Origin of the sequence: Pseudomonas sp. B21-017, assembly GCF_024749245.1 — a bacterium.
Lineage (GTDB): Bacteria > Pseudomonadota > Gammaproteobacteria > Pseudomonadales > Pseudomonadaceae > Aquipseudomonas.
Genome location: NZ_CP087194.1, coordinates 497,878 through 523,839, shown reverse-complemented (window position 1 = coordinate 523,839; position 25,962 = coordinate 497,878). Strand labels below are relative to the sequence as shown.

Below are 25,962 nucleotides of genomic sequence, written 5' to 3'. Positions count from 1 at the left end.
CTCAGGGTGGGCTCAGTCTTTTTCCAGCGGTGAGAAATACAGCCGCCCCAGGCCGCGCCAGGTCTTCTTGTTCCAGGCCTTGAACGGTATCTGCGCCAGCAGTTCGCGCGCCAGCTTGCGGTCGCGATTGGAGGTTTTCAGGAACATCGAGCTGAGGAATTTGTAGCGCACCTCGTCGTACAGCGGATGATCGCTGAACAGTGCGTAGGAGCGCAGGATGTTGTCGATCATGAAGCGGTTATTCTTGTAGGAGTTGGTGGCGTGCTTACGATAGCGCGCCATCAGCACATTCAGGCCATCGATGAAGTAGCCGGCGCGGGTCACCTTCAACTCGATTAGCAAGTCCTCCAGGCGAATGTTCGGATCGAAGCCGCCTACCTTGTCCAGCGCTTCACGGCGGATCATCAGGGTCGGCGCCGGCGGATAAGGCTTGCGCTCCAGGAACATGTCATCGAAGTCCAGACGACGGAACGGCACATCTCGACGCTGACGTTTCTCCGGATAGAGATTGCCGTCGGCGTCGATCAGTTCGATGTTGCCGGCGCAGATCCCGACCTCGGGCTTGCCATCCATATACGCCACCTGGGTGGCGATGCGCTCCGGCAACATGATGTCATCGGACCCGAACGGCACGATCAAACTGCCCTTTGAGCGCGCAATGGCGCCGTTGAGGGTGTTGGTCAGCCCCTGGTTCTGCTGGACCCGGAAATCGAAATCGTGCTGCGCCTGCAAGGCATTGATGCGCTCGACGCTGTCATCGCTGGAGCCGTCATCGATGACCAGCAACTCGATATTCTTGTAGGTCTGGGTGAGGACGCTGAGGATGCTTTCCTCGATATAGCGACCGTGGTTGTACGACGCGATGATGACCGTGACGAGAGGTTGCACGTCGTTCATGGTTGCTCCCTGCGGGCTTGACTCAAGCCGGAGTCGATCAGGTTCAGGTACTCCTGGCGGAATACCTCGATGTCGTGTTGCTCCAGGAGATAGCGGTAGGCCTGTTCACCCTTGGCCTTGAGCTCGTCATCCGACAGCCCCAGGTAGTTCTCCAGCGCTGCGACCAGCGTCGGCACGTCCGCCGGGGTAATTGCCAGACCGCCCGCGCCCTGAATCAGCGGCAACATGGCCGGCACGTTCGAGGCAATCACCGGCAGGTGCCCGCTCATGCCCTCGAGCAATGCCAGCCCCAGGCCTTCAGCCAAGGACGGCATGGTCCAGATGTCGAACGCCCGAACATACTGCAAGGCGTTTTCCTTGAAACCCAGCAAGTGCGCGCGACCGGTCAGCCCAAGGCGCTCGATCTCGGCGGCCAGGCGCGACTCTTCACGCCCCGCACCAATGATTGCCAGTTGGGTGTTCGGGTATTTGTCCTTGAGGGTGGCAAAGGCCTGCAGCAGATAGGTGTGGCCCTTGACCGGCACCAGTCGGCCCAATGCGCCGATCAAGCGCACCGAGGGATCGATGCCCAACAACTCGCGGGCACGCTCGCGGCGGTGCTGCAAACCTTCAGCCTGCTCGATGTCGATGGCGTTGGTGATTGCGTAGGTATTCTGGTCGGTAAAGCCGCAGTCGCAATCGAGCAGGTACTGTTTGACCGCTGGCGACACACCGACAAAGCGCCAATGGCGATCGATCAGGCGCTGGGTCTGGCGGCGCCGGTAAAACCGGTCGTACTCGCCAAAACCGTGGGAGATGCCGATGCACAGCGGTACTTTCAACCAACGGTTGAGCGCCAGCATCATGTTCACCGGTTTGAAGCGATTGCAAATCACCACGTCGAATTTTTCTGTGCGGCAGAACTTGTACAGCTGCCACATGGCGCGCAGGCGCATGCCCTTGAGGGACTTGTCGGAAAACTCGAAATATACCGAACGATCGGCGCGACTCACTGCCTCGCCAGGCCCTGGCTTGCCGCGCAGGAACGCCGCGGTCACTTCATAGCGATCACTCGGCAGGGCCTTGACGATCTGCTCCGCGAGGTCGGCAAAATCATGGGCTTTGACGTTGTAGTCAGGCTGCAACTGCAGAACCTTTGACCGTTGACTCATAACTCTCCCCGGTGAAAACCAGTCGCATCGATGACCCAGGCCGGCTCGGCGGCAAGGCGCCTGATCTCGGCCGGATCGGGTGGGGACAACCGTGACCACTCGTTGCGTTTCCAGCAGACAAAGTGGAAATACGGAAACCGACGATCGCCATCACGATCGTTACTCAAACAACCATCGCGCCAATACCAGCGATGCGGAAAATCATCCGTGCCGTCGTGCCACTTGATGCAACCGCCCGGGGTACTGAACGCCTCGGTGAATTCGCTGCGGCGACGCCACGGATTGAGCTTGCCCACCAGGGAGAACAGTGGCTCGGGGAAATTCTTGCGCCAGAGGAAGATCCGACTGAATGCGCCTTCATCCAGCGCGTGATGCACCTGATCGGTAAAGCGTGTTTGCCAGTCCTTGATCTGCATGAACAACTCACGTTTGCGGGCAGTGTTGCGCATCAAACAGAGATGGCCTGCCACCCGCCGCTCGTGGGTGGAGAACAAGTCATAACTGGCCAACCGATCAGCGGTGAAATAACGTCGCAGATCACCAAATACCAGATCAATATCGCCGAACGCCCAGAAATCATAGCCTTGCAGGCGGTCGACATGGATATGCCCCAGGGCCGGCTTGATGTCGCAGAGCTTGTAAGGCGCGTCCGGCACAAAGTCGATATTCAACCGCCGTGACACCAGCGCGCAGTACTCGCTGAAACTCATGGCTTCAACAGTCACGTTGGGCGGCAGGTTCTCGGGAGTGCCGCAATCACTGAACAGCAGCCAGTCGATATCGGCGTTGCGTCGGCAACTCTCGAGGAAAAACGGCATCCAGAACGGCCAATGACCGAAATACGGAATCAGGAACAGGATACGCGGGCATGGATTGATCACAGAAATACTCACTACTGCTTGGATACGCCGCCATGCTAGGGGCCGCGATACTTCATTTCTGCCTCACAGATGTTTCACCATGCTTCAGAACCCAGAACAACTCATGCCGCCTGACCGCCTTGCGAAAGAACTCGTTCTCGCCATAGACGGGTGGCACTCTACTGGCCAGCAGCCACTGTATCAACCGCCGCAAACGTCGCTTGAACGGCATGGGCGGTTGCAGGTCGTGCATCATGCCCAACGCCATCGCTTTATCACGCTGACGCGCCAAAGGCATCGGCAGGCAACAGGGCTGCATCGCCGTTGCCAAATCGAACGTCGGCGGCAGGGCGATGCCATGACCCGCATCACCCATCGGCCAACGATCATTGTCATGCAGATGGTTGGCATAGCCAAGCACGGTGGTCGGCTGCCACTCCAGCCCGCTCAACGCTTCGAGAACCGCTGCCTGGGCACAGATGTGATCCGGGTGCGGGTCGAGGGTCGGGTGCGGCAATACGATCACTTGCGGACGCGCCCTCAGCAACAGTTCACGCAGATCGGCCAGCAAATTGTTCCAGGTCGGCGCGCCGTCGACATCGCCCGGCAGGGCAAATGGATTCAACTGACGAAACAACCGGGTGTCACTCAAATCCGCTTCGCGCGAACCCACCGGCGTGGCCGGCGCCGCCTGCATCGCCGCCAGTTGCAGGCAAAAATACCCCAACTGCACGCAATGGGCTTCAGGCACCCCGGCCCAACGCGGTACGGCGATGCTATCCCAGGCTCGCAAACGGCCTTTGAGACGAGCTGCCTCGACCGTGCTCAGACCCATCTGTCGATAATGTTCGGCTTCGATTTCACCGGCGGTCAGGGTGACGATCCAGGCTTCGTCGGCCTGGCTGTACAGACCGTAGGCGGCCAGCTCTGCATCGTCGGCATGGGGAGCAATCACCATCACTCGCTGACGGCGGTAGTCCGGCTGCTCGAACGCCCATAGCACGGGCTCGCCGAGCAATCGGCAGAAACGCCCACGTAGACGCAACTCACCTTGCGACAACACGCTTGCCTGACCACTGAGATTGAGATAACGCAGCCCGTTTACACCGCGCTCGAAAGTTTGCCGGTCGGGATTATCGCCCCCCAGCAACTCGACCACCGGATCGATAAAGCGCCCCAGCCAAGTACTTTTCACCCGCAGCGCCAGTATCAGCGTGGCGTCATCGACCAGCATGACGCCCTCATCCAGCCGTAGCCGTTCACCGTCCAGATGAATCTTGGGTTGCGGGGTATACGGCGGGAAGCTGTATTGGTAATCGTCTTGGGGGGAATAAAACAGATGGTCGGCAAACCACGCCTCATGGGCGATCCAGCCCAGCACCGCAAGCACCAGCGGCAGCCACCAGGCCACCAGCCCGCCGATCGCGATCAGCAACATCAACGCAATCAACAGGCCGATGCGTTTGTTGCGCCGATGGCGCTTGAGCAGTTGCTGTTTGCGGCTCATGGGTTGGCTCATACCGTGAAGACCGGCACAGAATTGCACCAACGGTCCTTGTACTCACGGTCGGTTCGACCAAAGGAAAACCGCAGGGGCTTATCCAACGCACGAGCATGTTCCCAGGCGCTTTGGGTGTTGAGGAAGCTCAGCACGCTGCCGGGGCTGAATTCACGGGTCTCGGGATCGACACCACCGTTGACGTATTCGACGCTGATCCATTCCGGCGCCTCGACGCGGTACACCAGTTGAGTCGCTATCGGTGCGTCGTTGAGGAAAATCACCGAGCCGATCAGCAACTCGCGCAACAACTCGATCACCTCGCCCATGCGCTCGGCACCGGTGGCCGGAAAGCCCCAGCGACGCTGGAACAGGTCGCAATAGATCGCAGCCAGTTCACTGCTGGAAAACTCGGTAACCGGCCGCACCACGCCGCCCGCCTCTTCCAGCAGACGCAACTCGCGGCGCTGGTTGTAGCGAAACTTTTTCGACAATTCTTCAGGCGTGCGGGCCAGCGCCAGTTGTTCTGTCTGCAGCTTGATACCGGTAAAACGACCTTCGCTCAGCGCCGACAGGTAACGCCCCCGATGGCGCAGCGGTGCCTGGGCATCGGCGGCGGCCGGGAGGATCAGTTCGGCATTGCCGAGGTCGAACAGGCCCTTTTTACCTGTGCGCTTGAGCACGTCCTTGGACAGCGCCAAGTCGCGCCCCCAGGTTGGGATGGCGGCTTTCACTTCGCCGTCCTGCTCCCAAGCCAGGTAGCGCACCGGAATGTCGGCCAACTGTGCCAGACGTTCGACTACCAGGGGATGGGTCGCGACGCTGCCGCCAAAACGCTGCCAGGTTTGTGCATAAGTCGAGGCGTCGACCTGCACCCAGCCACGCTCGCGCCAGCCTTGAAATCGGTTGAGCATCAGCCCCTCGGTGCCAGTTCGGTAACGTGCGGCAAATGCCAGAAAGCATCGCGCACCGCGCGATCGGAGAAGCGCTCACGCAAGCGGTCGAACATCAGCTCGGCGCACTGGCGGCGTTGCTGCTCGTCCATCGCGGCCAGATGTTGCAGCCCTTGAGCCAGGTGCCCGGCATCGCCCAGCGGAAATAGAATGCCCACACCTTCGACCACTTCCCTGGCGCCACCACACGCGGTGGCGAGCAACGGCACACCGGCGGCCATGGCCTCCAGCAATACCATGCCGAACGGTTCATGATCGGAACTCAAGGCAAACACATCGAAAGCGCGGAAATAGCGACGCGCCTCGGGCACCTGACCGAGGAACAGCACGCGATCGCCGATACCCAGTTCACGCGCCAGGGCCTTGAGGTCCTGCTCCAGCCGACCGCTGCCCAGAATCACCAGCTGACTGTTGGCCGGCAACCCCGGCAATGCCGTGGCAAAACCATGCAACAACGTAGTCTGATCCTTGTCCGGATGCAGGCGCCCGACGTTGCCGACAATCCAGGCATCCATCGACAGACCGAGGGTTTCCCGGGCCTCGCGAACCGACACCTGACTGGCCTGTAACGCCTGTACATCAATCCGGTTATAGAGCGTCTGAATCCGCGCCTGCGGCCATTTCGGCAAGCAACGGCGCATGTCGTCACGCACCGCATCGGAGACGCCGAGCAGGCTCAGGCGTTTGCGGAAAATATGCGCGAACAGTTTGCGGGTGCGGCGCTGGTAATCACCAAACGCGTGATGCACGCCAATCACCGGCAACGAAGTGCCGAGCAGGGCGATGTAGATCGGTTTGAAACGATGAGCGATGCAGAAACTGAAGTTGCGCGATGCGGCGATCTTGCGCAGATCGCCGATGGCGCCCAGCTTCAGGCCACGAATGGCCTTGGAGCTGTACTCCATGAACAGCACCTCGTCGGACGCACAGTTCGCGGCGACTTGGCTATCGGCAGCCCCGGTCAGGAACACCGTGGTCACGCGATAACCGGTCCCCGCGAACAGGCTGGCGTACTGCCGGGCGCAGTCCAGAAACGGCCCGTCATAGCCGTGACAGAACTGCAGCACATGGCGTTCAGCCGAGCGAGTCATAAGCGTCCGCGCCTTCTTTGACCACCAGAATGTCTTCCATGATCAGGTACTGCAGGTCGGAACCGAAGAACATGTTCAAGGCGTCGGTCGGCGAGCAGATCATCGGCTCGCCACGACGGTTGAGCGAAGTATTCAGCGACACACCGTTGCCGGTCAGTACTTCCAACGCCTTCATCATGTCGTAGTAGCGCGGGTTGTATTCGCGCTTGAGCACCTGGGCCCGGGACGTGCCGTCTTCATGGACGACTTCCGGCACGCGGGTTTTCCACTCTTCAGCCACTTCGAAGGTGAAGGTCATGAACGGTGCAGGGTGATCGATCTTGATCATTTGCGGCGCAACGGTGTCGAGCATCGACGGGCAGAAAGGCCTCCAGCGCTCGCGGAACTTGATCTGATGGTTGATACGGTCCGCCACGCCGGCCACGCTCGGGCAGCCAATGATCGAACGACCGCCCAAGGCACGCGGACCGAACTCCATGCGACCCTGGAACCAGGCCACCGGGTTGCCATCGACCATGATTTTGGCGATCTGCTCCGGCATATTGTCGAGCTTGCGCCACTTGGGCTTGTCGGCGTGACGGGCGCAGGCCGCGATCACGTCTTCATTGCTGTAGGACGGGCCGAGGTAGACGTGTTCCATCTTCTCGACCGGTACACCACGGGCATGAGACACATAAGCCGCCGCACCCACCGCGGTACCGGCATCGCCGGACGCAGGCTGGACGAACAGTTCTTTGATGTCATCGCGGGCGATGATTTTCTGGTTCAGCTTGACGTTCAACGCACAACCACCGGCGAAGGCCAGCTTGCCGGTTTCCATGAGCACATCGCCCAGGTAGTGGTCGATCATCTGCAGCGCCAGTTTCTCGAACAGCGCTTGCATGCTCGCGGCGTAGTGAATGTAGGGTTCGTCGGCGATGTCGCCTTCACGTTTCGGACCCAGCCACTCGATCAGCTTCGGCGAGAAGTAGAAACCCTTGCCCTTCTCTTTATAACGACGCAGGCCGATGACGTTGGCGTAGTCGGTGTTGATCACCAGTTCGCCGTTTTCGAACGAGGCCAGGCGCGAGAAATCGTATTTGCTGGCGTCGCCGTACGGCGCCATGCCCATGACCTTGAACTCACCGTCGAGCATTTCGAAGCCGAGGAACTCGGTGATCGCGCCGTACAGGCCGCCGAGGGAGTCCGGATCGAAGAATTCCTTGATCTTGTGGATCTTGCCGTTTTCGCCATAACCGAAGAAAGTCGTGGCGTATTCGCCCTTGCCGTCGATCCCCAGGATCGCGGTTTTCTCTTTGAAACCGGAGCAGTGGTAGGCGCTGGAGGCGTGAGCCAAGTGGTGCTCGACCGGCTCGATCTTGATCTTTTTCGGATCGAAACCCAATTGCTCGAGGCACCAGACAATCTTGTTGCGATAGCGCTTGTAGCGACGGTTACCCATCAGGATCGCGTCGAGGGCGCGGTCCGGGGCGTACCAGTAGCGCTTGGCGTAGTGCCAGCGAGCCTTGCCGAACAGGCTGATCGGCGCGAATGGAATCGCCACCACGTCAACGTCGGATGGCTTGATGCCCGCCTGCTCGAGGCAGAATTTCGCCGATTCGTAAGGCATGCGGTTCTTTGCATGTTTATCGCGCACGAAACGCTCTTCTTCAGCCGCCGCGACCAGCTTGCCGTCGATGTACAAGGCTGCGGAAGGATCATGGCTAAGGGCGCCGGACAGGCCAAGAATCGTCAATGCCACAGGGGTCTAGCCTCTTTAGTCTGCATGCAGGCGCAACGCGCCTCAAAAATTAATGTGCCCTCGCAAGGGGCGAGAGACAGCTAAAGGGCGGGATTATAGCGTAAACGTGGCGGGAATGACCCTGCCCTTATCGGCGCCGTGAAGATGACGTCGAGCCCAAGCGTTCGCCTTTGCTCATCCGCGACCCGGCCGCCAGTAAATCCTGATGTTTCCGTCGGCAGCTTGCCGGTAAATCGTATAGGGCAAGAAAACCGTGTCGAATACACCCGAAAGGGTCAAGTCCAGCAATACGAACGGCACCAGAATACCCGTGGGATCGGGCGGCGCGTGCAGGAGACAAAAGTCGTGAGCCAGACCGCTGTAGATGCGAGGAATGGACTGACAGTAGGTCTTTTGCTTTCTGAGGCCACGAGCGGCGTCTTCGTCATCCTGCAGCACCGTGACAGCGGTCCCGCAGCCAGACAGCGCCAGTGAAAAAGAGCTCAACATCACAGCCATTTTTATCGTCAAAATCTGCCCTCCGAGAACGTCAGGCAAACTAGCATCGTGGCTATTCAGGGCACAGTTCATGGGCTCTGCAGATCATGTAGGACAATTCACAAGAACTTGTCCGCCAGTTCTCGGGAGACTGATCTGGCGCCATCGCGGGCAAGCCCGCGATGGGGTCGAAGACCCGATTCAAGCAGCGCTAGAGATATTTTTGGGCAGACGCTGATCAATCACACGATACAGCGCACTGCTCTCGGGCCAGTTGCGCATGAACCGCGCCCGATCCCGCGCATACGCTGGAGCGAAGCTGCTGAGCGAGCCATGCTGGCACATCGAATCCAGGTCGATCAGCGCCCAGCGATCCTGTTGCCAGAACAGGTTATGGCCCTTGAAATCGCCATGACTGATCCGTTCGCGAATCAACTCGGCAAACAGGTGATCCAGCGCCTGCAACTCAGCCTCTGGCGCCTCTCCACTTTCTACGTACGGCGAGAAGCGCTCGATGATGTCGGGCCCCGGCAAATACTCGGTCACCAGGTACGCCCGGCCGCGTAGCCAGAGAAAACGCTTCTCCAGCAACGCCAATGGTTTTGGCGTGGCAATACCGAGGAACGCCAGGCGATTGCCTTCGCGCCATGAGTGCCAGGCGCGGCTCGGGCGCCAGAAACGCTTGAGCCAGTGGGTAAAGCCTTTGATGTTGTAACGCTTGACCACCAATGTGCGCCCGGCCACCTCGACCTTGCCGACGCTCGCCGCGCCGCCGGTCTTGTACAGATGCCCCTGATCGAGCAAGGCGTCGGCCTGTGCCAGCACCGGCAGCATCGCCGCCTCTTCCTCACGGCGAATCGCCCGCAAGCCGAACGCACCACGCTGGACGCTGAACAGCGTGCATTCGCGGCCGACCTTGATCAGAAAGTCCTTCAAACGCCAGCGACGGACCTTGTCGATCTGTTTTTGCAACGCCTCCATCGGCAACGCGTGTTCGCCATTACTCAGCAGGTAATACACCAGCAACTCTTCGGTGAAGGGTTCCAGCACTTTGGGCAACTGGGCGAAGAACACCCCGAGGTTTTCCAGGACTTTCTGTTGCGACAGCGGCTTGCCCGCCGTCTCGACGCAGATACCGGCGCCATCGATCAAATACAACTGACCGCCATGGCGCAGCAGGTTGTCCAGGTGCAGGTCTTCCTGCCACAGGCCTTTGCTGTGCAGTTGGCCGATGGCGCCCAACGCCTCAGCCAGCACCGCGGATTGTTCATCCGCCAATGCGGGCAAGTGTTCGACCTGCTTCCAGGCATCCCCCAGGCTCTCGGCACCCTCAAGGAAATCGAACAACAGCCAACCGCCCTCGCCGTCCTTGAGGCCATCGGCCAATAACAACGGCGTGGTCAGCCCCTGAGCGGCCAGCAAACGCACACCGTCCAGTTCGCGTTGAAAATGCCGCGCCGCTTTGCCACCGACCAACAACTTGGCCAGCACCGGCCGGCCACGCCAGACGCCAGCCCCAACATAACGCTGTCCCGGCAACACCCGCAGCAGACTCAGCAACTGCAAATCGGCAGGCCCCGCGGCATCGGCCAGTGGAATACTCAGCGGCAGGCTCGGGCTACGGCCGGCGTTTTTCAGCTCGGACAAACGCATCAACGCGTCTCCTTGTTACTGCGCCGCGCACTCAGGCGCGATACCCAACGGTCCACCCGCGAACTGTTCAGCGGCTGATCCAGATAAACCGCCAACAATTCGCGCAGCTGGCTGTCGCTCCATTCCGGCGCCCGACGCAGCAACGGCTCCAGGTCCTTGACCCGATCACGCCGGCCGAAAAACAGCGGCCGGGTTTTTTCCAGGTCGATCAATTGCGCCTGATAGCCGTCGCCGGTGGCCTGAAGAAAAATGTGCTTGGGGTAAAAGCAACCGTGGACCTGGCGCCTGCCATGCAGGCGTCGCGCCAGTTGCCCACAGGCCTTGAGAATGGCCGAGTGCTGTATCGCACTCAGCTCCGACCAGCGCTGCAACAGCGAATCCAGATCATCCCAACCGTCCAGCGCGTGAGTCAGCAGAATCGCCCGAACTTCGCCGTCGACCTTGCGCTCACCAAAAAACGCCGCCTGCAGCGCCGGAATACCCAGCGCCCGATAACGACTGATGTTGCGAAACTCACGGGCAAAACTCGGCTCGCCAAAGGGCGAATGCCGGGAGCGCGTCAGGTAGTTGCTCTGGCGCTTGAGGTAGTAGCCATGACCGTCCAGATCCAGCCGAAACACACTGCTCCAGCCACCCCGACCGGTATTGGGCTCGTCCACCGCGTCGAGCTGTTTGGCCCAAAGCGCGTCGAAGGTGCCGAGACCATGACGCTCGAACAGCGCGCGGTCTTCAGCAGCCAGAAAATCAGTCATTCGCGCCCCTCAAAAAATCTCACCACGTGCCGAATGCGTTTCTTGTCCGCGGCATCGAGCCGGGCGCATTGGCGGTATTGCAGGTAAAAGCGCAGGCGCTGGGTCGCCGACAGGTGATACTTGGCGACCTTGTCGAGGCAGGCCAGGTCTTTGGTGATGCGGTATTTGAGCCAGAAGCCGCGCCAGAAATCGCCGTTGGGGCAATCGATCAGGAACAGCCGGGCCTCATCGTCGACCAACAGGTTGCGCCACTTCAAATCATTATGAGTGAAACGGTTGTCGTGCATGGTCCGGGTGTAACCGGCCAATTGGCGACTGACGGTATCAACCCAGGCGCGGTCCGCCAGTTTCGGATCATGCCGATTAGCCAGGACCGACAAGTCTTCGGTATGCGGCAGTTCGCGGGTGATCATTGCCCCACGGGCGTACGTCACACCGTGCCGCTCCAACCCCCAGGCCACAACCTCTGCGGTGGGAATGCCCCACTTGGCGAAACGCTTGAGGTTCTGCCATTCGGCCTTGACCCGAGGTTTGCCCAGGTAGCGCCGCAGGCCTTTGCCGGCACTGACGTAGCGTTTGACGTAATAGTTGACGCCTTTGCGCTGGACGCGAATAACTTCGGACAGCGGATCATGGGTCAGTTGCTCGCCCTCGAGGGCAAACACCGCATCAAGACTGCCGAAATCTTCTGCCAGATCGCTGTAAGCCGGCTCCAGTGTCCAACCCGACATCAGAGCGCATCCCCGTAGCGCTGTTTACGCTCGTAGAGCTTGTTGGCCTTGCCTTCGAGCCACGCCAGTAACCCGGCTTCTTCAACCAGTATCTGGCGCAGGGGCTGCTGGAAGTACCCCTTGAGGAAACGCAGTTTGTCGCGACGGGTCAGGCCGATCTCCAGCGCCGAAAAATACAGCGCCGCCAGGTCCTTGTTGCGCCAGCGCCGGGTAATCGTCGGGCGGGCCTGGGCGCGGTGCAGGTCGATCACCGACAACTTGAGGTCATCGCAGGTCACCGGCTTATCGGTGTGCAGCAGGAAGTGGCAGATGTAGCAGTCGCGATGGTTGACCCCGGCGCGGTGCATCATGCCGGTCATGCGCGCGACTTCGGCGATCAGCGCGCGCTTGAGCTTTGGCTCCGGCGGGTGCTTGACCCAGTCGATGCTGAAATCTTCAAGGCTGACGGTGGGCGCCAATTCTTCAGTGACGATGAACGAATGCTGATCCGCCGGGTTGCTGCCCTTTTCGCCATAAGCGACGGCAGTCATGGTCGGCACGCCGACTTCTTGCAGGCGCTCAATGGCCTTCCACTCCTGGCCCGCGCCCAGCACCGGCAGCTTGGCGGTCAGCAGGTTCTTGAAAATCTCACCCCAGCCGATACCCCGGTGGATCTTCACGAAGTACCCGTGGCCGTCCACTTCAGTTCGCAGCGTCCGGCGCGCTTCGAGCTCGCGGTACACCTCGCCCTTGAGGTCCTCGACTTCGGCGAACGGGTCGCGTCCAGCCCAGAGGCTCTTGAACGGTTCAGCCAGCATCAACTTCATTAAGCGTGCTCCGCCAGAATCACATCGGCCGCGTGCTGCGGCATGCTGTAGAGGTCGGCCGTCTCGGCGAAGGCCAGACCGTTGCGGCTCCAGGCCGCCCGTGCATCAGTGTCGTTCAACATGCCGGTCAGGTACTGAGTCAGTTGCGCCTGATCGAAGGGTTCGTCCAGCACCAGACCCGCGTCGGCCTCGGCGATGTAATGGGCATACCCACACACCGCGCTCACCAACACCGGCAAACCGGCTACCAGGGCTTCAAGCAATACCGTCCCGGTGTTTTCGTTGTACGCCGGGTGGATCAGCAGATCGGCACCGAGCAGGAAGCGCGGGATATCGCTGCGGCCCTTGAGGAATTGCACGTTGTCGCCGAGCCCCAATGTGGCGCTCTGCAATTGGAATACTTTGGGGTCGTCCTGGCCAATTACAAACAGCCGGGTGCGTTTTTTCAGCTCGGCGGGCAGCGCGGCCAGTGCCTTGAGGCTACGGTCCACGCCTTTGGTCTTGAACCCGGAACCGATCTGCACCAGCAGCAGCTCATCGTCCTTCAGGTTGAATTCGGCGCGGAACCCGGCGCGAATTTCATCCGCGTTCGCGGGGCGACGACGGTCTTGGGCAATGCCGGGTGGCAGCAAATGGAAGCGCTCCAGCGGTGTGTCGTAATGCTTGATGAACAGCGGCTGCTGGACTTCGGAAATCATCAGCACTTCGGTCTTGGCATCTTTGGCGAACACCGCGCGCTCGTACTCGGCGAAGTGCCGGTAGCGGCCCCAGCGACGGTACAGCGAGTTGCGCAGGTTTTGCGCCTTGTCTTCGAAGCAGCCGTCGGCGGCGTAGTAAACGTCCAGGCCCGGCATTTTATTGAAACCGATCAGGCGATCCACCGGGCGCTTGGCCAGATCGGCCTCCATCCATTCGGTGAGTTTCTCGTTGCGCCGATGATTGAAGAACGCCTTGACCGGCGCCACCAACACTTCGAAGCCCGGCGGGATGTCGCCTTCCCAGATCAACGTGTAGACACGAATTTGATGGCCGCGCTGCTGGCATTCAAGGGCGATGCGCATGAAGTCACGCTGCAAGCCGCCAAAGGGAAAGTACTTGTACAGGACAAATGCCAATTGCATCAGCGCAGCTCCTCAGCCAGTAACAACGTGCTCAGTCGGCTCGCGACACGCTCGGGATTCAGACGCGTGAAGCACAGGGGCCACTCGCGTTTCAGGTCAAACCGACGGGCATCGTCGGCCGTCGGTTGATAGGTGCATTTCTTTTGCAGGCACGGTGCGCAAGGGAAGTCGCTGGCCATGTGAATCTGCGATTTGCCATAGGCGCCGGTCAGGCCCGGATTGGTCGGGCCGAACAGCGACAGGGTCGGCACGTCCAGCGCCGCAGCCAGGTGACCGAGGCCGGTGTCCACCGCCACGCACGCCTGCGCGCCGGCCAGGACTTTGCCGACACCCGCCAGGTTCAGCCTGGGTAGCACTTCGACGTGTTTCATGTCTTTGGCGATGCGCTCGGCGCGGGCTTTTTCGACCGGGTTGCCCCATGGCAGCTTCACCGCCACGCCGAGATAACCCACCCGCTCGGCCAGCTCGCGCCAATAAGCTTCAGGCCAGTGCTTGGTGTCCCAGGTGGTGCCGTGGAGAAACACCACGTACGGATTCTTGCGCGGCAATTCCACCAGCCGCTCGACGTTCAGACCGTAATCACCCAGGCCTTTGGGCAGGTCGTAACCCAGGGCCACCGCGAACAGCTGACGCACTCGCTCAACCGCGTGCTGCCCACGGGCCACGGCCAGACGCCGGGAATAGAAGTGCGCGGCGATCGGTTCGCGGGCCGAATTCTTGTCCAGTCCGGCCACCGGCGCTTTGGCATAGCGCGTCAGCAACGCACTTTTCAGCAGGCCCTGGGCATCGATCACCAAGTCGTATTTCGTCGCGCGAACGCTTTGCTTGAAGCGCTTCCACTCGCCACTCTTGATGGTCTGCCAGATGTTCTTGCGCCAGCGACGGATCGCCACCGGAATCACCTTGCCCACGGCCGGGTGCCAGGTCGGAATCTCGGCGAAACCTTCTTCCACCACCCAGTCGAACTTGATGCCGGGGATCGCTCTCGCCGCATCGGTCAACGCTGGCAACGCGTGAATCACGTCGCCCAGCGAAGAAGTCTTGATCAACAGTACCCGCAAACTATTTGACCTCGACCACAGTGCCCAGCAAACGCTGCAAGGCTTCGTTCACCGCTTTGGGCATGAGCTGGCGCAAGCAGTTGTAATGACCGAAACGGCAGGTGCGATCGAAGCACGGACTGCATTCGATGCCCAGGCGCACGATCTCGACATGCTCGGCCAGCGGTGGCGTGAAACCCGGCGACGTCGAGCCGTACACCGCCACCAACGGGCGGTTCAGCGCGGCAGCCACGTGCATCAGGCCGGAGTCGTTGGAGACCACCGCGTCGGCGCAGGACAGCAGATCGATGGCCTCGGCCAAGGAAGTGCCGCCACTGAGGTTTACCGACTCTTCACGCAGCCCCGGAATCAACCGCCCACGAATGTCTTCGCCCACCGCGTGATCGTTTTTCGAGCCGAACAACCAGACTTGCCAGCCTTCACGAATCTTCGCCTCGGCGACCTTGGCATAGTGCTCGGATGGCCAGCGCTTGGACTCGCCGAACTCGGCGCCAGGGCACAGCGCCAACACCGGACGGTCAAGGGCCAGGCCGAACTTGGCCAGCGCGCCGTCGCGAGTCACCGGATCGATCTGCAAGCTCGGCCGTGGATAAGGTTTCGGCAGCTCGATGCCAGGCTCAAAGGCCAGGGCCATGAAGCGCTCGATCATCAACGGATAACGCTCTTTGTCGAGCGTGCGCACATCATTGAGCAGGCCGTAGCGGAACTCGCCACGCCAGCCGGTGCGTTTCGGGATGCCGGCAAAAAACGGCACCAGGGCCGATTTCAGCGAATTGGGCAGCAGGATGGCCTGGTCGTACTGACCGGCCAGGGATTTACCGATGCGCCGACGCGTCGCCAGTTCCAGCACGCCGTGGCCGAGCGGGAAGCTCAAGGCCTGGCGTACTTCGGGCATGCGCTCGAGGATCGGCCGGCTCCACTCGGGGGCCAGCACGTCGATTTCGCACTGCGGGTGGCGTTGTTTGAGACACTGAAAAAGTGTCTGCGCCATCACCATGTCACCGACCCAACTGGGCCCAACGATCAGAATTTTCATGTGGTTTCCAAAAACGAACCGGGGAGGCATACGCCTCCCCGCCTCGAGAATCCAGCACCTGCGGGGTGAGCCGCCAGGTCATTTGGACGAGCCGGCTGGGGCTCGTCGAATAAATTTAATACACATCCATGTTAGTTAGCATAACCCTCTGTGGCGAGGGAGCTTGCTCCCGCTGGGCTGCGAAGCAGCACCAAAACTGCCACTGCGTTTTAATCTGGCGGACCGCACAATCTGATATGGGAGTGCTTCGCACTCCAGCGGGAGCAAGCTCCCTCGCCACAAAAGCCTGCCACACTCTTGTCAGCTTCAGCTTAACCCCAGCTCACGCCAGATCCGCATGACCTGCCGTCGCTCATCCACGAACTGATCGCCCGGTATTACCCCGGAGTCCTTCTGCAAGGCCTCCCGGTGAGCGGCGGAGCGGTAGGCTTTATAAGCCTCACGCAACAGGCTGGCGTCTTCGGCGGGTATCAACCCTTCCTCCTCCAGCCCTTCCAGAATGCGGATATTGTCGGTGTAGCGCAGCAATGACGGATGTGTTTCAGACCACGCCAGAGCCGCGTATTGCACCATAAATTCAATATCGACGATACCTCCAGCGTCCTGCTTGAGATCGAACGGCGCCGTGGCCTCGAAGGCATTTGCCGCCGTGCCTGCCGCAGTGCTCTTGCTGCCGAGGTTATCGCGCATCTTGGCGCGCATCTCGCTGACCTCCTGGCGCAAGGTCGACAGGTCCCGCGATTTGGCCAATACCGTCGCGCGGACCTTCTCGAACGCCTGGCCGACATCCTGACTACCCACCAGCACCCGCGCCCGCACCAGCGCCTGGTGCTCCCAGGTCCAGGCCTCGTTCTCCTGATACCGGGCAAACGCGCCCAATGAACTCACCAGCAAACCGGAAGCACCGGACGGCCGCAGGCGCATGTCCACTTCATATAGCTGACCGGAGTTGGTCTGAGCCGTCAGCAAGTGAATGATCCGCTGCCCGAGCCGGGTAAAGAACTGTGCACCGTCGATGGGTTTCGGGCCGTCGGTTTCCGCTTGCGGATCCGCGTCATGGATGAACACCAGGTCCAGGTCCGAACTGTGCCCCAATTCCAGGCCGCCGACTTTCCCGTAACCGACAATGATGAATCCAGGGTCGCACACGCTGCCATCGGTGCGCAGCGGTGTACCGTACTTGGCCACCGTCTGGCGCCAGGCCAGGGCCAGCACTTGTTCGAGGATCGCTTCGGCAAGCCAGGTCAGGTAATCGCTGACTTTCATCAACGGCAGGCTACCGGCAATTTCCGAAGCTGCGACACGCAAGCGGTGCGCCAGTTTGAAATGCCGCAGGGCTTCCATTTGTTGTTCGAGGTCGTCTTCGGGAATCCGCGTCAGACGCTCGCGCAACTCGGCCGCCAGTTCCGGCGCCAGTGGCGGCTTGAACAGCCGGCCTTCGTTGAGCAATTCGTCGAGCAGCAACGGGAAGCGCGTGATCTGTTCGGCAATCCACGGGCTCGCCGCGCACAGTGTCAGCAGACGGCGCAGCGCACCGGGGTTTTCGGTCAGCAGCACCAGATAGGCGGAACGCCGCGCCACCGCTTCAACCAGTGGCAGCACGCGCTCCAGCACCAGATCGGGATTGGCGTGCTCCACGGCCTGGGCGAGCAAGCGCGGTATAAAAGCATCGAGGCGTTCCCGCCCCAGGCGCTGCATGGCACGCAATTGCGGACTGCTGCGCAGACTGGCCAATGCTTTCAGCGCCTTGGCGGCATCGGCGAAACCGCCCTCTTCGAGCTGGCGGCACGCGGCTTCTTCGTCCTGGGCTTCTTCCCACAGCGGCAGCCATTCCCCGCCGACCACCACTTCGCTCTCGGTGCCCTGCTCTTCATCGGGATCGGCAATCACCTGACCAAAGTGCCAGGCCACCCGGCCACGCCAGTACATCAGTTGTTCGTGGAATGCCGTCCAGTTGGCAAACCCGAGCATGAAGGCAATGCGCGCCTGATCCTGCGGGCCGTCCGGCAACATCTGGGTCTGGCGGTCGGCAATTGCCTGAATCGCGTGCTCGGTGTAACGCAGGAATTCGTAGCCTTGGCGCAGTTCGCTGACCACCGCCGGCGGCAGATAGCCCTGCCCCTCCAGGGTGCTCAGTACTTTTAATAGAGGACGCTGCTGCAGGCTCAGGTCGCGACCACCGTGAATCAGCTGGAAGGCCTGGGCGATAAACTCGACTTCACGGATGCCGCCGGAGCCAAGCTTGATGTTGTCGGCCATACCCTTGCGCCGGACTTCCTGCTGGATCAACTGCTTCATGGTGCGCAGCGCTTCGATGGCCGAGAAGTCCAGGTAACGCCGGTAAACGAACGGCCGCAGCATCTCGAGCAACTGGGCGCCAGCCACTTGATCGCCAGCCACCACCCGCGCCTTGATCATCGCGTAGCGTTCCCAGTCACGGCCCTGATCCTGGTAATACTGCTCCAGCGCATTGAAGCTCAGCACCAGAGCGCCGGACGAACCATAAGGCCGCAGGCGCATGTCGACGCGGAACACAAAACCGTCGACAGTCATCGGGTCCAGCGCCTTGATCAGACGCTGGCCGAGGCGAATGAAAAACTCCTGGTTATCCAGCGAACGTTTCACGCCGACGGTTTCGCCGCCCTCGGGGTAGGCAAAGATCAGGTCGATGTCCGACGACAGGTTCAACTCCACCGCGCCGAGCTTGCCCATGCCGAGGATGACCATCTGCTGCGGCTCGCCGCTGCGCCGCCCGGTGGGCACACCGAACTGCTGGCAATGCCGCGAGTACAACCACTGATAGGCCTGATCGATGCTGGCATCGGCCATGTCCGAGAGGTCGCGACAGGTCTGCACCAGATCGGCCTGGCGAGTCAGGTCGCGCCAGATGATCCGCACCTGGTGACGATTACGCTGGCGGCGCAGGGCACGGCCTAGCTGGTCGTCGGTTTCGGCGGCGCTCACCGCCATGGCGATCTGTGCGCACAACTCGCCCGGTGCCAAGGCGCGGTCCAGTTCGCCGGACTGCACCAGTTCCAGCAACATCAAAGGGTCACGCAGACTCTGTTCAATCACAAAGTCGCTGGCAGCGGCGACGCGGGCAAATTGCACCCAGCGCTCAGGCGTCCAGGCAGACAGGCCATGGTCATCGGGAAGGACCCCGACCGTCGTACGAAACGACTGCTCGGCGCGGGTGACTAACGGCAGGAGCCCATCGGGCAGTTCGGCAAGCGAAGGGAGGCTCATGGTCTATCCTTGATCGGCGTGTGAAGGGCTGCATGTAGTGATTCGTGAAAACACGCTACGCGACTGACTGTCGAACAAAGGTTAGAAATAGCTGAAATTTCTTTTTTTTTGGCAGCGATCATCAAGCTTCCACCTTTTTCGATTGGCAAAAGACCAACCTTAACGATTATTCTCACAACGCAGCCGGAGGCCACAAGCCAATCATCTGTAGTTTTACTACTCGTATATACATTCGAAAGGCTGAAATGCCCGAAGATTTGTAGTAAAACTACACGCCGCCGGAACAACCTATCGGCAATCCAAGAATTTATATCGTCTGCCCACAAGGCCAGTCGCAAACTCAGGCAACCGATTCTGGAAGCCTTTCCGCCCTGGAGCAAGCCATGCAAGACCTCGATCCCGTCGAAACCCAGGAATGGCTGGACGCCCTGGAATCGGTTCTCGACAAAGAAGGCGAAGACCGTGCTCACTATCTGATGACCCGTATGGGCGAACTCGCAACCCGTAGCGGTTCGCAATTGCCTTACGCCATCACCACGCCATACCGCAACACCATTCCCGTTACCCACGAAGCACGCATGCCTGGCGACCTGTTCATGGAACGCCGCATTCGCTCGCTGGTACGCTGGAACGCGATGGCCATGGTGATGCGCACGAACCTGAAAGATTCTGACCTGGGCGGTCACATCTCCAGCTTCGCCTCCAGCGCAACCCTGTACGACATCGGCTTCAACTATTTCTTCCAGGCCCCGACCGACGAACACGGCGGCGACCTGATCTACTTCCAGGGCCACACCTCGCCAGGCGTTTACGCCCGTGCATTCATGGAAGGCCGCATCACCGAAGACCAGATGAACAACTTCCGCCAGGAAGTCGACGGTCAGGGCCTGTCGTCCTACCCACACCCATGGCTGATGCCTGACTTCTGGCAGTTCCCGACCGTATCCATGGGTCTGGGCCCGATCCAGGCGATCTACCAGGCACGCTTCATGAAGTACCTGGAACACCGTGGCTTCATCCAGCCAGGCAAACAGAAAGTCTGGTGCTTCCTGGGCGACGGCGAGTGCGACGAGCCGGAATCCCTGGGCGCGATCTCCCTGGCCGGCCGCGAAAAGCTGGACAACCTGATCTTCGTCATCAACTGCAACCTGCAGCGCCTCGACGGCCCGGTTCGCGGCAACGGCAAGATCATCCAGGAACTCGAAGGCGTGTTCCGCGGTGCTCAGTGGAACGTGACCAAAGTCATCTGGGGCCGCTTCTGGGACCCACTGCTGGCCAAGGACGTCGACGGCATCCTGCAACGCCGCATGGACGAAGTCATCGACGGCGAGTACCAGAACTACAAAGCCAAAGACGGCGCGTTCGTGCGTGAACACTTCTTCAACTCGCCAGAACTCAAGGCGATGGTTGCCGATCTGTCCGACGACGAGATCTGGAAGCTCAACCGTGGCGGCCACGACCCGTACAAGGTCTACGCGGCATACCACGAAGCGGTCAACCACAAGGAACAACCGACCGTCATCCTGGCCAAGACCATCAAGGGTTATGGCACCGGTGCTGGCGAAGCGAAAAACACTGCGCACAACACCAAGAAAGTCGATGTCGACAGCCTGAAGTTGTTCCGCGATCGTTTCGACATTCCGGTCAGGGACGAAGAGCTGGAGAACCTGCCATTCTTCAAACCGGAAGAAGGCAGCGCCGAAGCCCGCTACCTGGCCGAGCGCCGTACCGCACTGGGCGGTTTCGTTCCTCAGCGTCGCGCCAAGAGCTTCAACATCCCTACCCCTCCACTGGACACCCTCAAGGCGATCCTGGACGGCTCGGGCGACCGTGAAATTTCCACCACCATGGCCTTCGTGCGGATCCTCGCGCAACTGGTCAAGGACAAGGAAATCGGCCCGCGCATCGTACCGATCATCCCGGACGAAGCCCGTACCTTTGGTATGGAAGGCATGTTCCGTCAGTTGGGCATCTACTCCTCCGTCGGCCAGCTCTACGAGCCAGTCGATAAAGACCAGGTGATGTTCTACAAGGAAGACCAGAAGGGCCAGATCCTCGAAGAAGGCATCAACGAAGCGGGCGCCATGAGCTCCTTCATCGCTGCCGGTACTTCGTACTCCAGCCACAACCAGCCGATGCTGCCGTTCTACATCTTCTACTCGATGTTCGGCTTCCAGCGTATTGGCGACCTGGCCTGGGCCGCTGGCGACAGCCGTACCCGTGGCTTCCTGATCGGCGGCACCGCCGGCCGTACCACCCTGAACGGTGAAGGCCTGCAACACGAAGACGGTCACAGCCACCTGCTGGCCGCGACCATCCCGAACTGCCGCACCTACGATCCAACCTACGGCTACGAGCTGGCGGTGATCATTCAGGACGGCATGAAGAAGATGACCGAAGAGCAACAGGACGTCTTCTACTACATCACCGTAATGAACGAGTCCTACCAGCAGCCAGCCATGCCGGCCGGTGCCGAAGAAGGCATCAAGAAAGGCATGTACCTGCTCGAGGAAGACACCCGCGAAGCGGCGCACCACGTTCAGCTGATGGGCTCCGGCACCATCCTGCGTGAAGTCCGTGAAGCGGCGAAGATCCTGCGTGAAGAGTTCAACGTCGGCGCCGACGTATGGAGCGTTACCAGCTTCAACGAACTGCGTCGCGATGGCCTGGCCGTTGAACGCACTAACCGTCTGCACCCTGGCCAGAAGCCTAAGCTGAGCTACGTCGAAGAGTGCCTGAACGGCCGTAAAGGTCCGGTCATTGCCTCTACCGACTACATGAAGCTGTTCGCTGAACAAATTCGTCAGTGGGTCCCGTCCAAGGAATTCAAAGTCCTGGGCACCGATGGTTTCGGCCGCAGTGACAGCCGCAAGAAGCTGCGTCACTTCTTCGAAGTAGACCGTCATTTCGTGGTGTTGGCAGCCCTGGAAGCCTTGGCTGACCGTGGTGACATCGAACCTAAAGTGGTGGCTGAAGCCATCGCCAAGTTCGGCATCAACCCGGAAAAACGCAACCCACTGGACTGCTGAGGAGACACTCTGTGAGCGAACTCATTCGCGTACCTGACATCGGCAGCGGTGAAGGTGAAGTAATTGAACTGTTTGTGAAGGTCGGCGACCGTATCGAAGCCGATCAGAGCATCCTGACGCTGGAATCGGACAAGGCGAGCATGGAAGTGCCTGCGCCTAAGGCCGGCATCATCAAGAGCCTGAAAGTGAAGCTGGGCGATCGCCTGAAAGAAGGCGACGAACTGCTGGAACTGGAAGTCGAAGGTGCCGCTGCGCCAGCCCCTGCGGCTGCTGCGGCTGCTGCGCCAGCTGCCAAAGCTGAAGCCAAACCGGCTGCCGCACCTGCGCCAGCGGCGCCTGCTGCCGCGCCGGCTGCTGCCAGCATCCAGCAAGTGCACGTGCCGGACATCGGTTCGTCGGGCAAGGCCCAGATCATCGAGATCCAGGTCAAGGTCGGCGACACCGTCGAGGCTGATCAGTCGCTGATCACCCTGGAATCCGACAAGGCCAGCATGGAAATCCCTTCGCCCGCTGCTGGCGTGGTCAAGGCCATCAGCGTCAAGCTCAACGACGAAGTCGGCACGGGCGACCTGATTCTGGATCTGGAAGTGGCGGGTGCTGCGGCCCCTGCTGCTGCCGCTCCTGCCCAGGCTGCTGCGCCTGCTGCCGCTGCTCCGGCGCCAGCCGCCGCGGCTCCGGCTGCACCGGTTGCCGACAGCGTTCAGGACATTCACGTCCCGGACATCGGTTCGGCGGGCAAGGCCAAGATCATCGAAGTACTGGTCAAGGCTGGCGACACTGTTGCCGCCGATCAGTCGCTGATCACCCTGGAATCCGACAAGGCGAGCATGGAAATCCCATCGCCTGCCGCTGGCGTGGTGGAAAGCATTTCCATCAAGCTGGATGACGAAGTCGGTACCGGCGACCTGATCCTGAAGCTGAAAGTCAAAGGCGCGGCACCTGCTGCAGCCCCGGCTCCGACTGCCGCTGCCGCGCCGAGTGCTCCAGCGCCTGCCGCTGCCGCTCCGGCTGCCGCCGCTCCTGCTGCTGCCCCGGCTGCTGCTCCTGCCAAGCCTGGCGCGAAAGTTCACGCCGGCCCTGCCGTGCGTCAACTGGCTCGCGAGTTCGGCGTCGAGCTGAGCGCTGTCGGCGCCAGCGGTCCGCACGGTCGCATCCTGAAGGAAGACGTTCAGGTTTACGTCAAGGCCATGATGCAGAAGGCCAAGGAAGCTCCGGCCGCTGCAGCTGGTGCAACCGGCGGCGCGGGCATCCCGCCGATTCCGGTCGTGGACTTCAGCCGCTTCGGCGAAATCGAAGAAGTGCCGATGACACGCCTGATGCAGGTCGGCGCTGCCAACCTGCACCGCAGCTGGCTGAACGTGCCGCACGTGACGCAATTCGACTCGGCGGATATCACCGAGCTGGAGGCGTTCCGTAACGCCCAGAAAGCCGTTGCAGAGAAGGCCGGCGTCAAGCTGACCATCCTGCCGCTGCTGCTCAAGTCCTGCGCACACCTGCTCAAGGAACTGCCGGACTTCAACAGCTCGCTGGCACCAAGCGGCAAAGCGATCATCCGCAAGAAATACGTGAACATCGGCTTCGCCGTCGACACCCCGGATGGCCTGCTGGTACCGGTCATCAAGAACGTCGACCAGAAGAGCCTCCTGCAACTGGCCGCCGAAGCTGCTTCCCTGGCTGAGAAAGCCCGGACCAAGAAGCTTTCGTCGGACGAGATGCAAGGCGCCTGCTTCACCATTTCCAGCCTCGGCCACATTGGCGGCACCGGCTTCACGCCGATCGTCAACGCGCCGGAAGTGGCGATCCTCGGTGTTTCCAAGGCAACCATCCAGCCAGTCTGGGACGGCAAAGCCTTCCAGCCGAAACTGATGCTACCGCTGTCGCTGTCCTACGATCACCGTGTGATCAACGGCGCCGCTGCTGCACGCTTCACCAAGCGTCTGAGCGACCTGCTGGCGGACATCCGCACCATCCTGCTGTAACACCGACTGGCCCTCCCCTGGCGGAGGGCCAATCGCGTTCCACGTTTTCCGAGCGCCACGCTCGTACCTCAACCCCGTCGATTTGGCGGGGCTTTTTTTTGCCCTGAAGAAAGCCCTCCGCGTTTCAGCATCCTATGTAGCAGCTGTCGAGCTTGCGAGGCTGCTGCTACGGGATTGACCCTCTTCATGCCTTATTCCTACATCTAAGGCTTACGCCACCTACAATCCCAGTCCACTTCTGCCCGATATTTTTCTCCAGCCAATAACTAGGCTTAGTTCGGAGATTTCTAATAGAAACCTCGATGACTTAATTTGCTTAGTTAGCATTACCTCGAATGGATTCGAACATGTTCAAACCAACTGTCGGCCCAATTATCGGCCATACCACAACTAACCATGCGCGTATTTTCTTGCGCGGCGAATTACAGATCGATGCCTTGGTATTTGCGGGCATCCGTTATCGACGCACAGGCGAGAAACTCTGGTCCAAAGGCGTATTTGCAAAACTGTCCGTCTTGCGCGACATGTCCGATGTCATTGCACTCAATGACCTGGTCACCGACACCGACTATGAGTACCAGGCAGGCTGGTTCAGCCCCATGAGCCCGGTGCATACCGTGGAGACAGTTCAGGAACTGCCGCTGCAATGGCCACGGGAGATTTACCGCTTTCGCACGCAGTCCAGCAAAATCAGCCAGCCACGGGCCTATATCGTCGGCTCGTGTCGTTACCTGCGAATGACCGCCGGCATTGCGTCGGCCCCACAGTTGGGCGACCGGATTTTTGCCTCGATCAACAGCCTGGCGGACAGCGCCGAACCGCCCGTCAGTGCCATGCTGATGACTGGCGATCAGATTTACGTCGACGACTTGAACCTCGTGGCCCCCGACCGGGAATACAAGGACATTCTCAAAAAATACCGCACAGCCTTTTCGCAGCCTCATATTTCCAAGTTAATGTCGGGCATGCCGACTTACATGATCCTCGACGACCATGAAATAGAAGACAACTGGCCCGCCAACAAAAGTAACGCCGATGATTACTTATACAAAAACGCCATTGCAGCATATGAGTTATATCAAGCCAGTCACAGCCCCACGTATGAGCTGCTGGCCAATGGGCAAGTAAGCAAAAGACTGGAAAAGTATTGGTATCAGTTCTCCGAGGGTGATATCGGGTGGTTTGTCACCGACAGTCGAACCCGACGCAATCTGTGGGCCAACGACCGGCGCATCCTTGACGAAGAACAGGAACAGGCGCTGCTCAAATGGCTGATCAATAACCCGGCCCGGGTCAAATTCGTGGTCACCAGCGTCATGTTCTATCCCGACCGTAAACTTCACGGTGATGACGCCTGGAAAGCCTTCCCGGAGCAACGCCTACGGCTGCTGGAGACGATTCGTACACGCCGTATCAAGAACGTCTTGTTCATCTCCGGCGATGTCCACGGCTCCCTCACCAGTCGCCTGACCCACAGCGAGGACCCGGATTTCGAAGTCCACACCATCGTGTCTTCACCGTTGTGCAACAGCAAACTGCTGCCGTACGCCAAGGCATCGACCTTCATCCTCGATCAGGCCCTGGCCCGAACAGCGGCAGGCGACTATCGGCATGAACTGACCAGCGAGGTGATCAGCCAGGACAACTTCGCGCATCTGATCGTCGAGGCCGAGCAGGTTCGCGTCAATTATCACGATCGGGATGGCAAGCCATTGCAGTCGATCAGCATCAAATTTCGTTGATCCCTCGAAAAGATCGCAGCCTTCGGCAGCCCCTACGGGCTGCAATCTTTTGGCCCACAACATTACTTTTTGACGCCTCGCTGGAGAAAACTGTGCGCCTGCCGACATATTCTTATAGCACTTGGCCTTCATGTCTCT

Annotated in this window: 19 protein-coding genes; 3 read left to right on the top strand and 16 right to left on the bottom strand. The window is 60.2% G+C overall.

The annotated features are described in order from the left end of the window. Positions 1-12 precede the first annotated feature (12 nt). The 16 genes from LOY28_RS02305 to glnE form a co-directional block, all read right to left on the bottom strand. Positions 13-897 (bottom strand): glycosyltransferase, encoded by an 885-nt coding sequence (locus LOY28_RS02305; protein ID WP_018928546.1) that lies wholly within the window; start codon positions 895-897, stop codon positions 13-15. After that, positions 894-2,048: a glycosyltransferase family 4 protein gene (locus LOY28_RS02300; protein WP_018928547.1), complete on the bottom strand. Its 1,155-nt coding sequence runs from the start codon at positions 2,046-2,048 to the stop codon at positions 894-896. Before LOY28_RS02300 ends, LOY28_RS02305 begins: the two co-directional genes overlap by 4 nt. Beyond that, complete coding sequence (locus LOY28_RS02295; protein WP_018928548.1) at positions 2,045-2,929, bottom strand: DUF6625 family protein; 885 nt, start codon at positions 2,927-2,929, stop codon at positions 2,045-2,047. Before LOY28_RS02295 ends, LOY28_RS02300 begins: the two co-directional genes overlap by 4 nt. A gap of 52 nt (positions 2,930-2,981) precedes the next feature. After that, on the bottom strand, positions 2,982-4,415 hold the full coding sequence (locus tag LOY28_RS02290; protein ID WP_018928549.1) for a PIG-L deacetylase family protein: 1,434 nt from the start codon (positions 4,413-4,415) through the stop codon (positions 2,982-2,984). An 8-nt stretch (positions 4,416-4,423) separates the two neighbouring features. Next, positions 4,424-5,320 (bottom strand): antimicrobial resistance protein Mig-14, encoded by an 897-nt coding sequence (locus tag LOY28_RS02285; RefSeq protein WP_018928550.1) that lies wholly within the window; start codon positions 5,318-5,320, stop codon positions 4,424-4,426. After that, on the bottom strand, positions 5,320-6,450 hold the full coding sequence (locus LOY28_RS02280; RefSeq protein ID WP_018928551.1) for a glycosyltransferase: 1,131 nt from the start codon (positions 6,448-6,450) through the stop codon (positions 5,320-5,322). The genes LOY28_RS02285 and LOY28_RS02280 overlap by 1 nt, the downstream gene beginning before the upstream one ends. Beyond that, on the bottom strand, positions 6,434-8,191 hold the full coding sequence (locus LOY28_RS02275) for a carbamoyltransferase (RefSeq protein WP_258613004.1): 1,758 nt from the start codon (positions 8,189-8,191) through the stop codon (positions 6,434-6,436). Before LOY28_RS02275 ends, LOY28_RS02280 begins: the two co-directional genes overlap by 17 nt. Before the next feature lie 174 nt (positions 8,192-8,365). Next, complete coding sequence (locus LOY28_RS02270; RefSeq protein ID WP_081626544.1) at positions 8,366-8,701, bottom strand: YceK/YidQ family lipoprotein; 336 nt, start codon at positions 8,699-8,701, stop codon at positions 8,366-8,368. A 168-nt stretch (positions 8,702-8,869) separates the two neighbouring features. Then, positions 8,870-10,321, bottom strand: a complete 1,452-nt coding sequence (locus LOY28_RS02265; protein ID WP_018928554.1) for a lipopolysaccharide kinase InaA family protein — start codon at positions 10,319-10,321, stop codon at positions 8,870-8,872. Then, complete coding sequence (locus LOY28_RS02260) at positions 10,321-11,073, bottom strand: lipopolysaccharide kinase InaA family protein (RefSeq protein WP_018928555.1); 753 nt, start codon at positions 11,071-11,073, stop codon at positions 10,321-10,323. Before LOY28_RS02260 ends, LOY28_RS02265 begins: the two co-directional genes overlap by 1 nt. Continuing rightward, on the bottom strand, positions 11,070-11,804 hold the full coding sequence (locus tag LOY28_RS02255; RefSeq protein WP_018928556.1) for a lipopolysaccharide kinase InaA family protein: 735 nt from the start codon (positions 11,802-11,804) through the stop codon (positions 11,070-11,072). Before LOY28_RS02255 ends, LOY28_RS02260 begins: the two co-directional genes overlap by 4 nt. After that, a complete protein-coding gene (gene rfaP, locus LOY28_RS02250; protein ID WP_018928557.1) occupies positions 11,804-12,610 on the bottom strand; it encodes a lipopolysaccharide core heptose(I) kinase RfaP in 807 nt (268 codons plus the stop codon). Before rfaP ends, LOY28_RS02255 begins: the two co-directional genes overlap by 1 nt. Next, a complete protein-coding gene (locus tag LOY28_RS02245; protein ID WP_018928558.1) occupies positions 12,610-13,731 on the bottom strand; it encodes a glycosyltransferase family 4 protein in 1,122 nt (373 codons plus the stop codon). The genes rfaP and LOY28_RS02245 overlap by 1 nt, the downstream gene beginning before the upstream one ends. Then, positions 13,731-14,792 (bottom strand): lipopolysaccharide heptosyltransferase RfaC, encoded by a 1,062-nt coding sequence (gene rfaC, locus LOY28_RS02240; RefSeq protein ID WP_258613003.1) that lies wholly within the window; start codon positions 14,790-14,792, stop codon positions 13,731-13,733. Before rfaC ends, LOY28_RS02245 begins: the two co-directional genes overlap by 1 nt. 1 nt (position 14,793) lies before the next feature. After that, positions 14,794-15,828, bottom strand: coding sequence for a lipopolysaccharide heptosyltransferase II (waaF, locus tag LOY28_RS02235; RefSeq protein ID WP_018928560.1), 1,035 nt, complete (start codon positions 15,826-15,828; stop codon positions 14,794-14,796). Between the two features lie 306 nt (positions 15,829-16,134). Beyond that, positions 16,135-19,074, bottom strand: a complete 2,940-nt coding sequence (gene glnE / locus LOY28_RS02230) for a bifunctional [glutamate--ammonia ligase]-adenylyl-L-tyrosine phosphorylase/[glutamate--ammonia-ligase] adenylyltransferase (protein WP_258613002.1) — start codon at positions 19,072-19,074, stop codon at positions 16,135-16,137. Positions 19,075-19,457: 383 nt separating this feature from the next. Here glnE and aceE point away from each other — a divergent pair, with 383 nt between their 5' ends. The 3 genes from aceE (at position 19,458) to LOY28_RS02215 (ending at position 25,824) form a co-directional block, all read left to right on the top strand. Then, positions 19,458-22,103: a pyruvate dehydrogenase (acetyl-transferring), homodimeric type gene (aceE, locus tag LOY28_RS02225; RefSeq protein ID WP_018928562.1), complete on the top strand. Its 2,646-nt coding sequence runs from the start codon at positions 19,458-19,460 to the stop codon at positions 22,101-22,103. A gap of 11 nt (positions 22,104-22,114) precedes the next feature. Then, positions 22,115-24,082: a dihydrolipoyllysine-residue acetyltransferase gene (aceF, locus tag LOY28_RS02220; RefSeq protein WP_138866681.1), complete on the top strand. Its 1,968-nt coding sequence runs from the start codon at positions 22,115-22,117 to the stop codon at positions 24,080-24,082. A 347-nt stretch (positions 24,083-24,429) separates the two neighbouring features. Next, a complete protein-coding gene (locus tag LOY28_RS02215) occupies positions 24,430-25,824 on the top strand; it encodes an alkaline phosphatase D family protein (protein WP_258613001.1) in 1,395 nt (464 codons plus the stop codon). Positions 25,825-25,962 lie beyond the last annotated feature (138 nt).

What these genes read in the sequence shown, in the direction of transcription:
- LOY28_RS02305 (WP_018928546.1), bottom strand. Translation starts at nt 897, where the DNA reads ATGAACGACGTGCAACCTCTCGTCACGGTCATCATCGCGTCGTACAAC.
- LOY28_RS02300 (WP_018928547.1), bottom strand. Translation starts at nt 2,048, where the DNA reads ATGAGTCAACGGTCAAAGGTTCTGCAGTTGCAGCCTGACTACAACGTC.
- LOY28_RS02290 (WP_018928549.1), bottom strand. Translation starts at nt 4,415, where the DNA reads ATGAGCCGCAAACAGCAACTGCTCAAGCGCCATCGGCGCAACAAACGC.
- LOY28_RS02285 (WP_018928550.1), bottom strand. Translation starts at nt 5,320, where the DNA reads ATGCTCAACCGATTTCAAGGCTGGCGCGAGCGTGGCTGGGTGCAGGTC.
- LOY28_RS02280 (WP_018928551.1), bottom strand. Translation starts at nt 6,450, where the DNA reads ATGACTCGCTCGGCTGAACGCCATGTGCTGCAGTTCTGTCACGGCTAT.
- LOY28_RS02265 (WP_018928554.1), bottom strand. Translation starts at nt 10,321, where the DNA reads ATGCGTTTGTCCGAGCTGAAAAACGCCGGCCGTAGCCCGAGCCTGCCG.
- LOY28_RS02260 (WP_018928555.1), bottom strand. Translation starts at nt 11,073, where the DNA reads ATGACTGATTTTCTGGCTGCTGAAGACCGCGCGCTGTTCGAGCGTCAT.
- LOY28_RS02255 (WP_018928556.1), bottom strand. Translation starts at nt 11,804, where the DNA reads ATGTCGGGTTGGACACTGGAGCCGGCTTACAGCGATCTGGCAGAAGAT.
- rfaP (WP_018928557.1), bottom strand. Translation starts at nt 12,610, where the DNA reads ATGAAGTTGATGCTGGCTGAACCGTTCAAGAGCCTCTGGGCTGGACGC.
- LOY28_RS02245 (WP_018928558.1), bottom strand. Translation starts at nt 13,731, where the DNA reads ATGCAATTGGCATTTGTCCTGTACAAGTACTTTCCCTTTGGCGGCTTG.
- waaF (WP_018928560.1), bottom strand. Translation starts at nt 15,828, where the DNA reads ATGAAAATTCTGATCGTTGGGCCCAGTTGGGTCGGTGACATGGTGATG.
- glnE (WP_258613002.1), bottom strand. Translation starts at nt 19,074, where the DNA reads ATGAGCCTCCCTTCGCTTGCCGAACTGCCCGATGGGCTCCTGCCGTTA.
- aceE (WP_018928562.1), top strand. Translation starts at nt 19,458, where the DNA reads ATGCAAGACCTCGATCCCGTCGAAACCCAGGAATGGCTGGACGCCCTG.
- LOY28_RS02215 (WP_258613001.1), top strand. Translation starts at nt 24,430, where the DNA reads ATGTTCAAACCAACTGTCGGCCCAATTATCGGCCATACCACAACTAAC.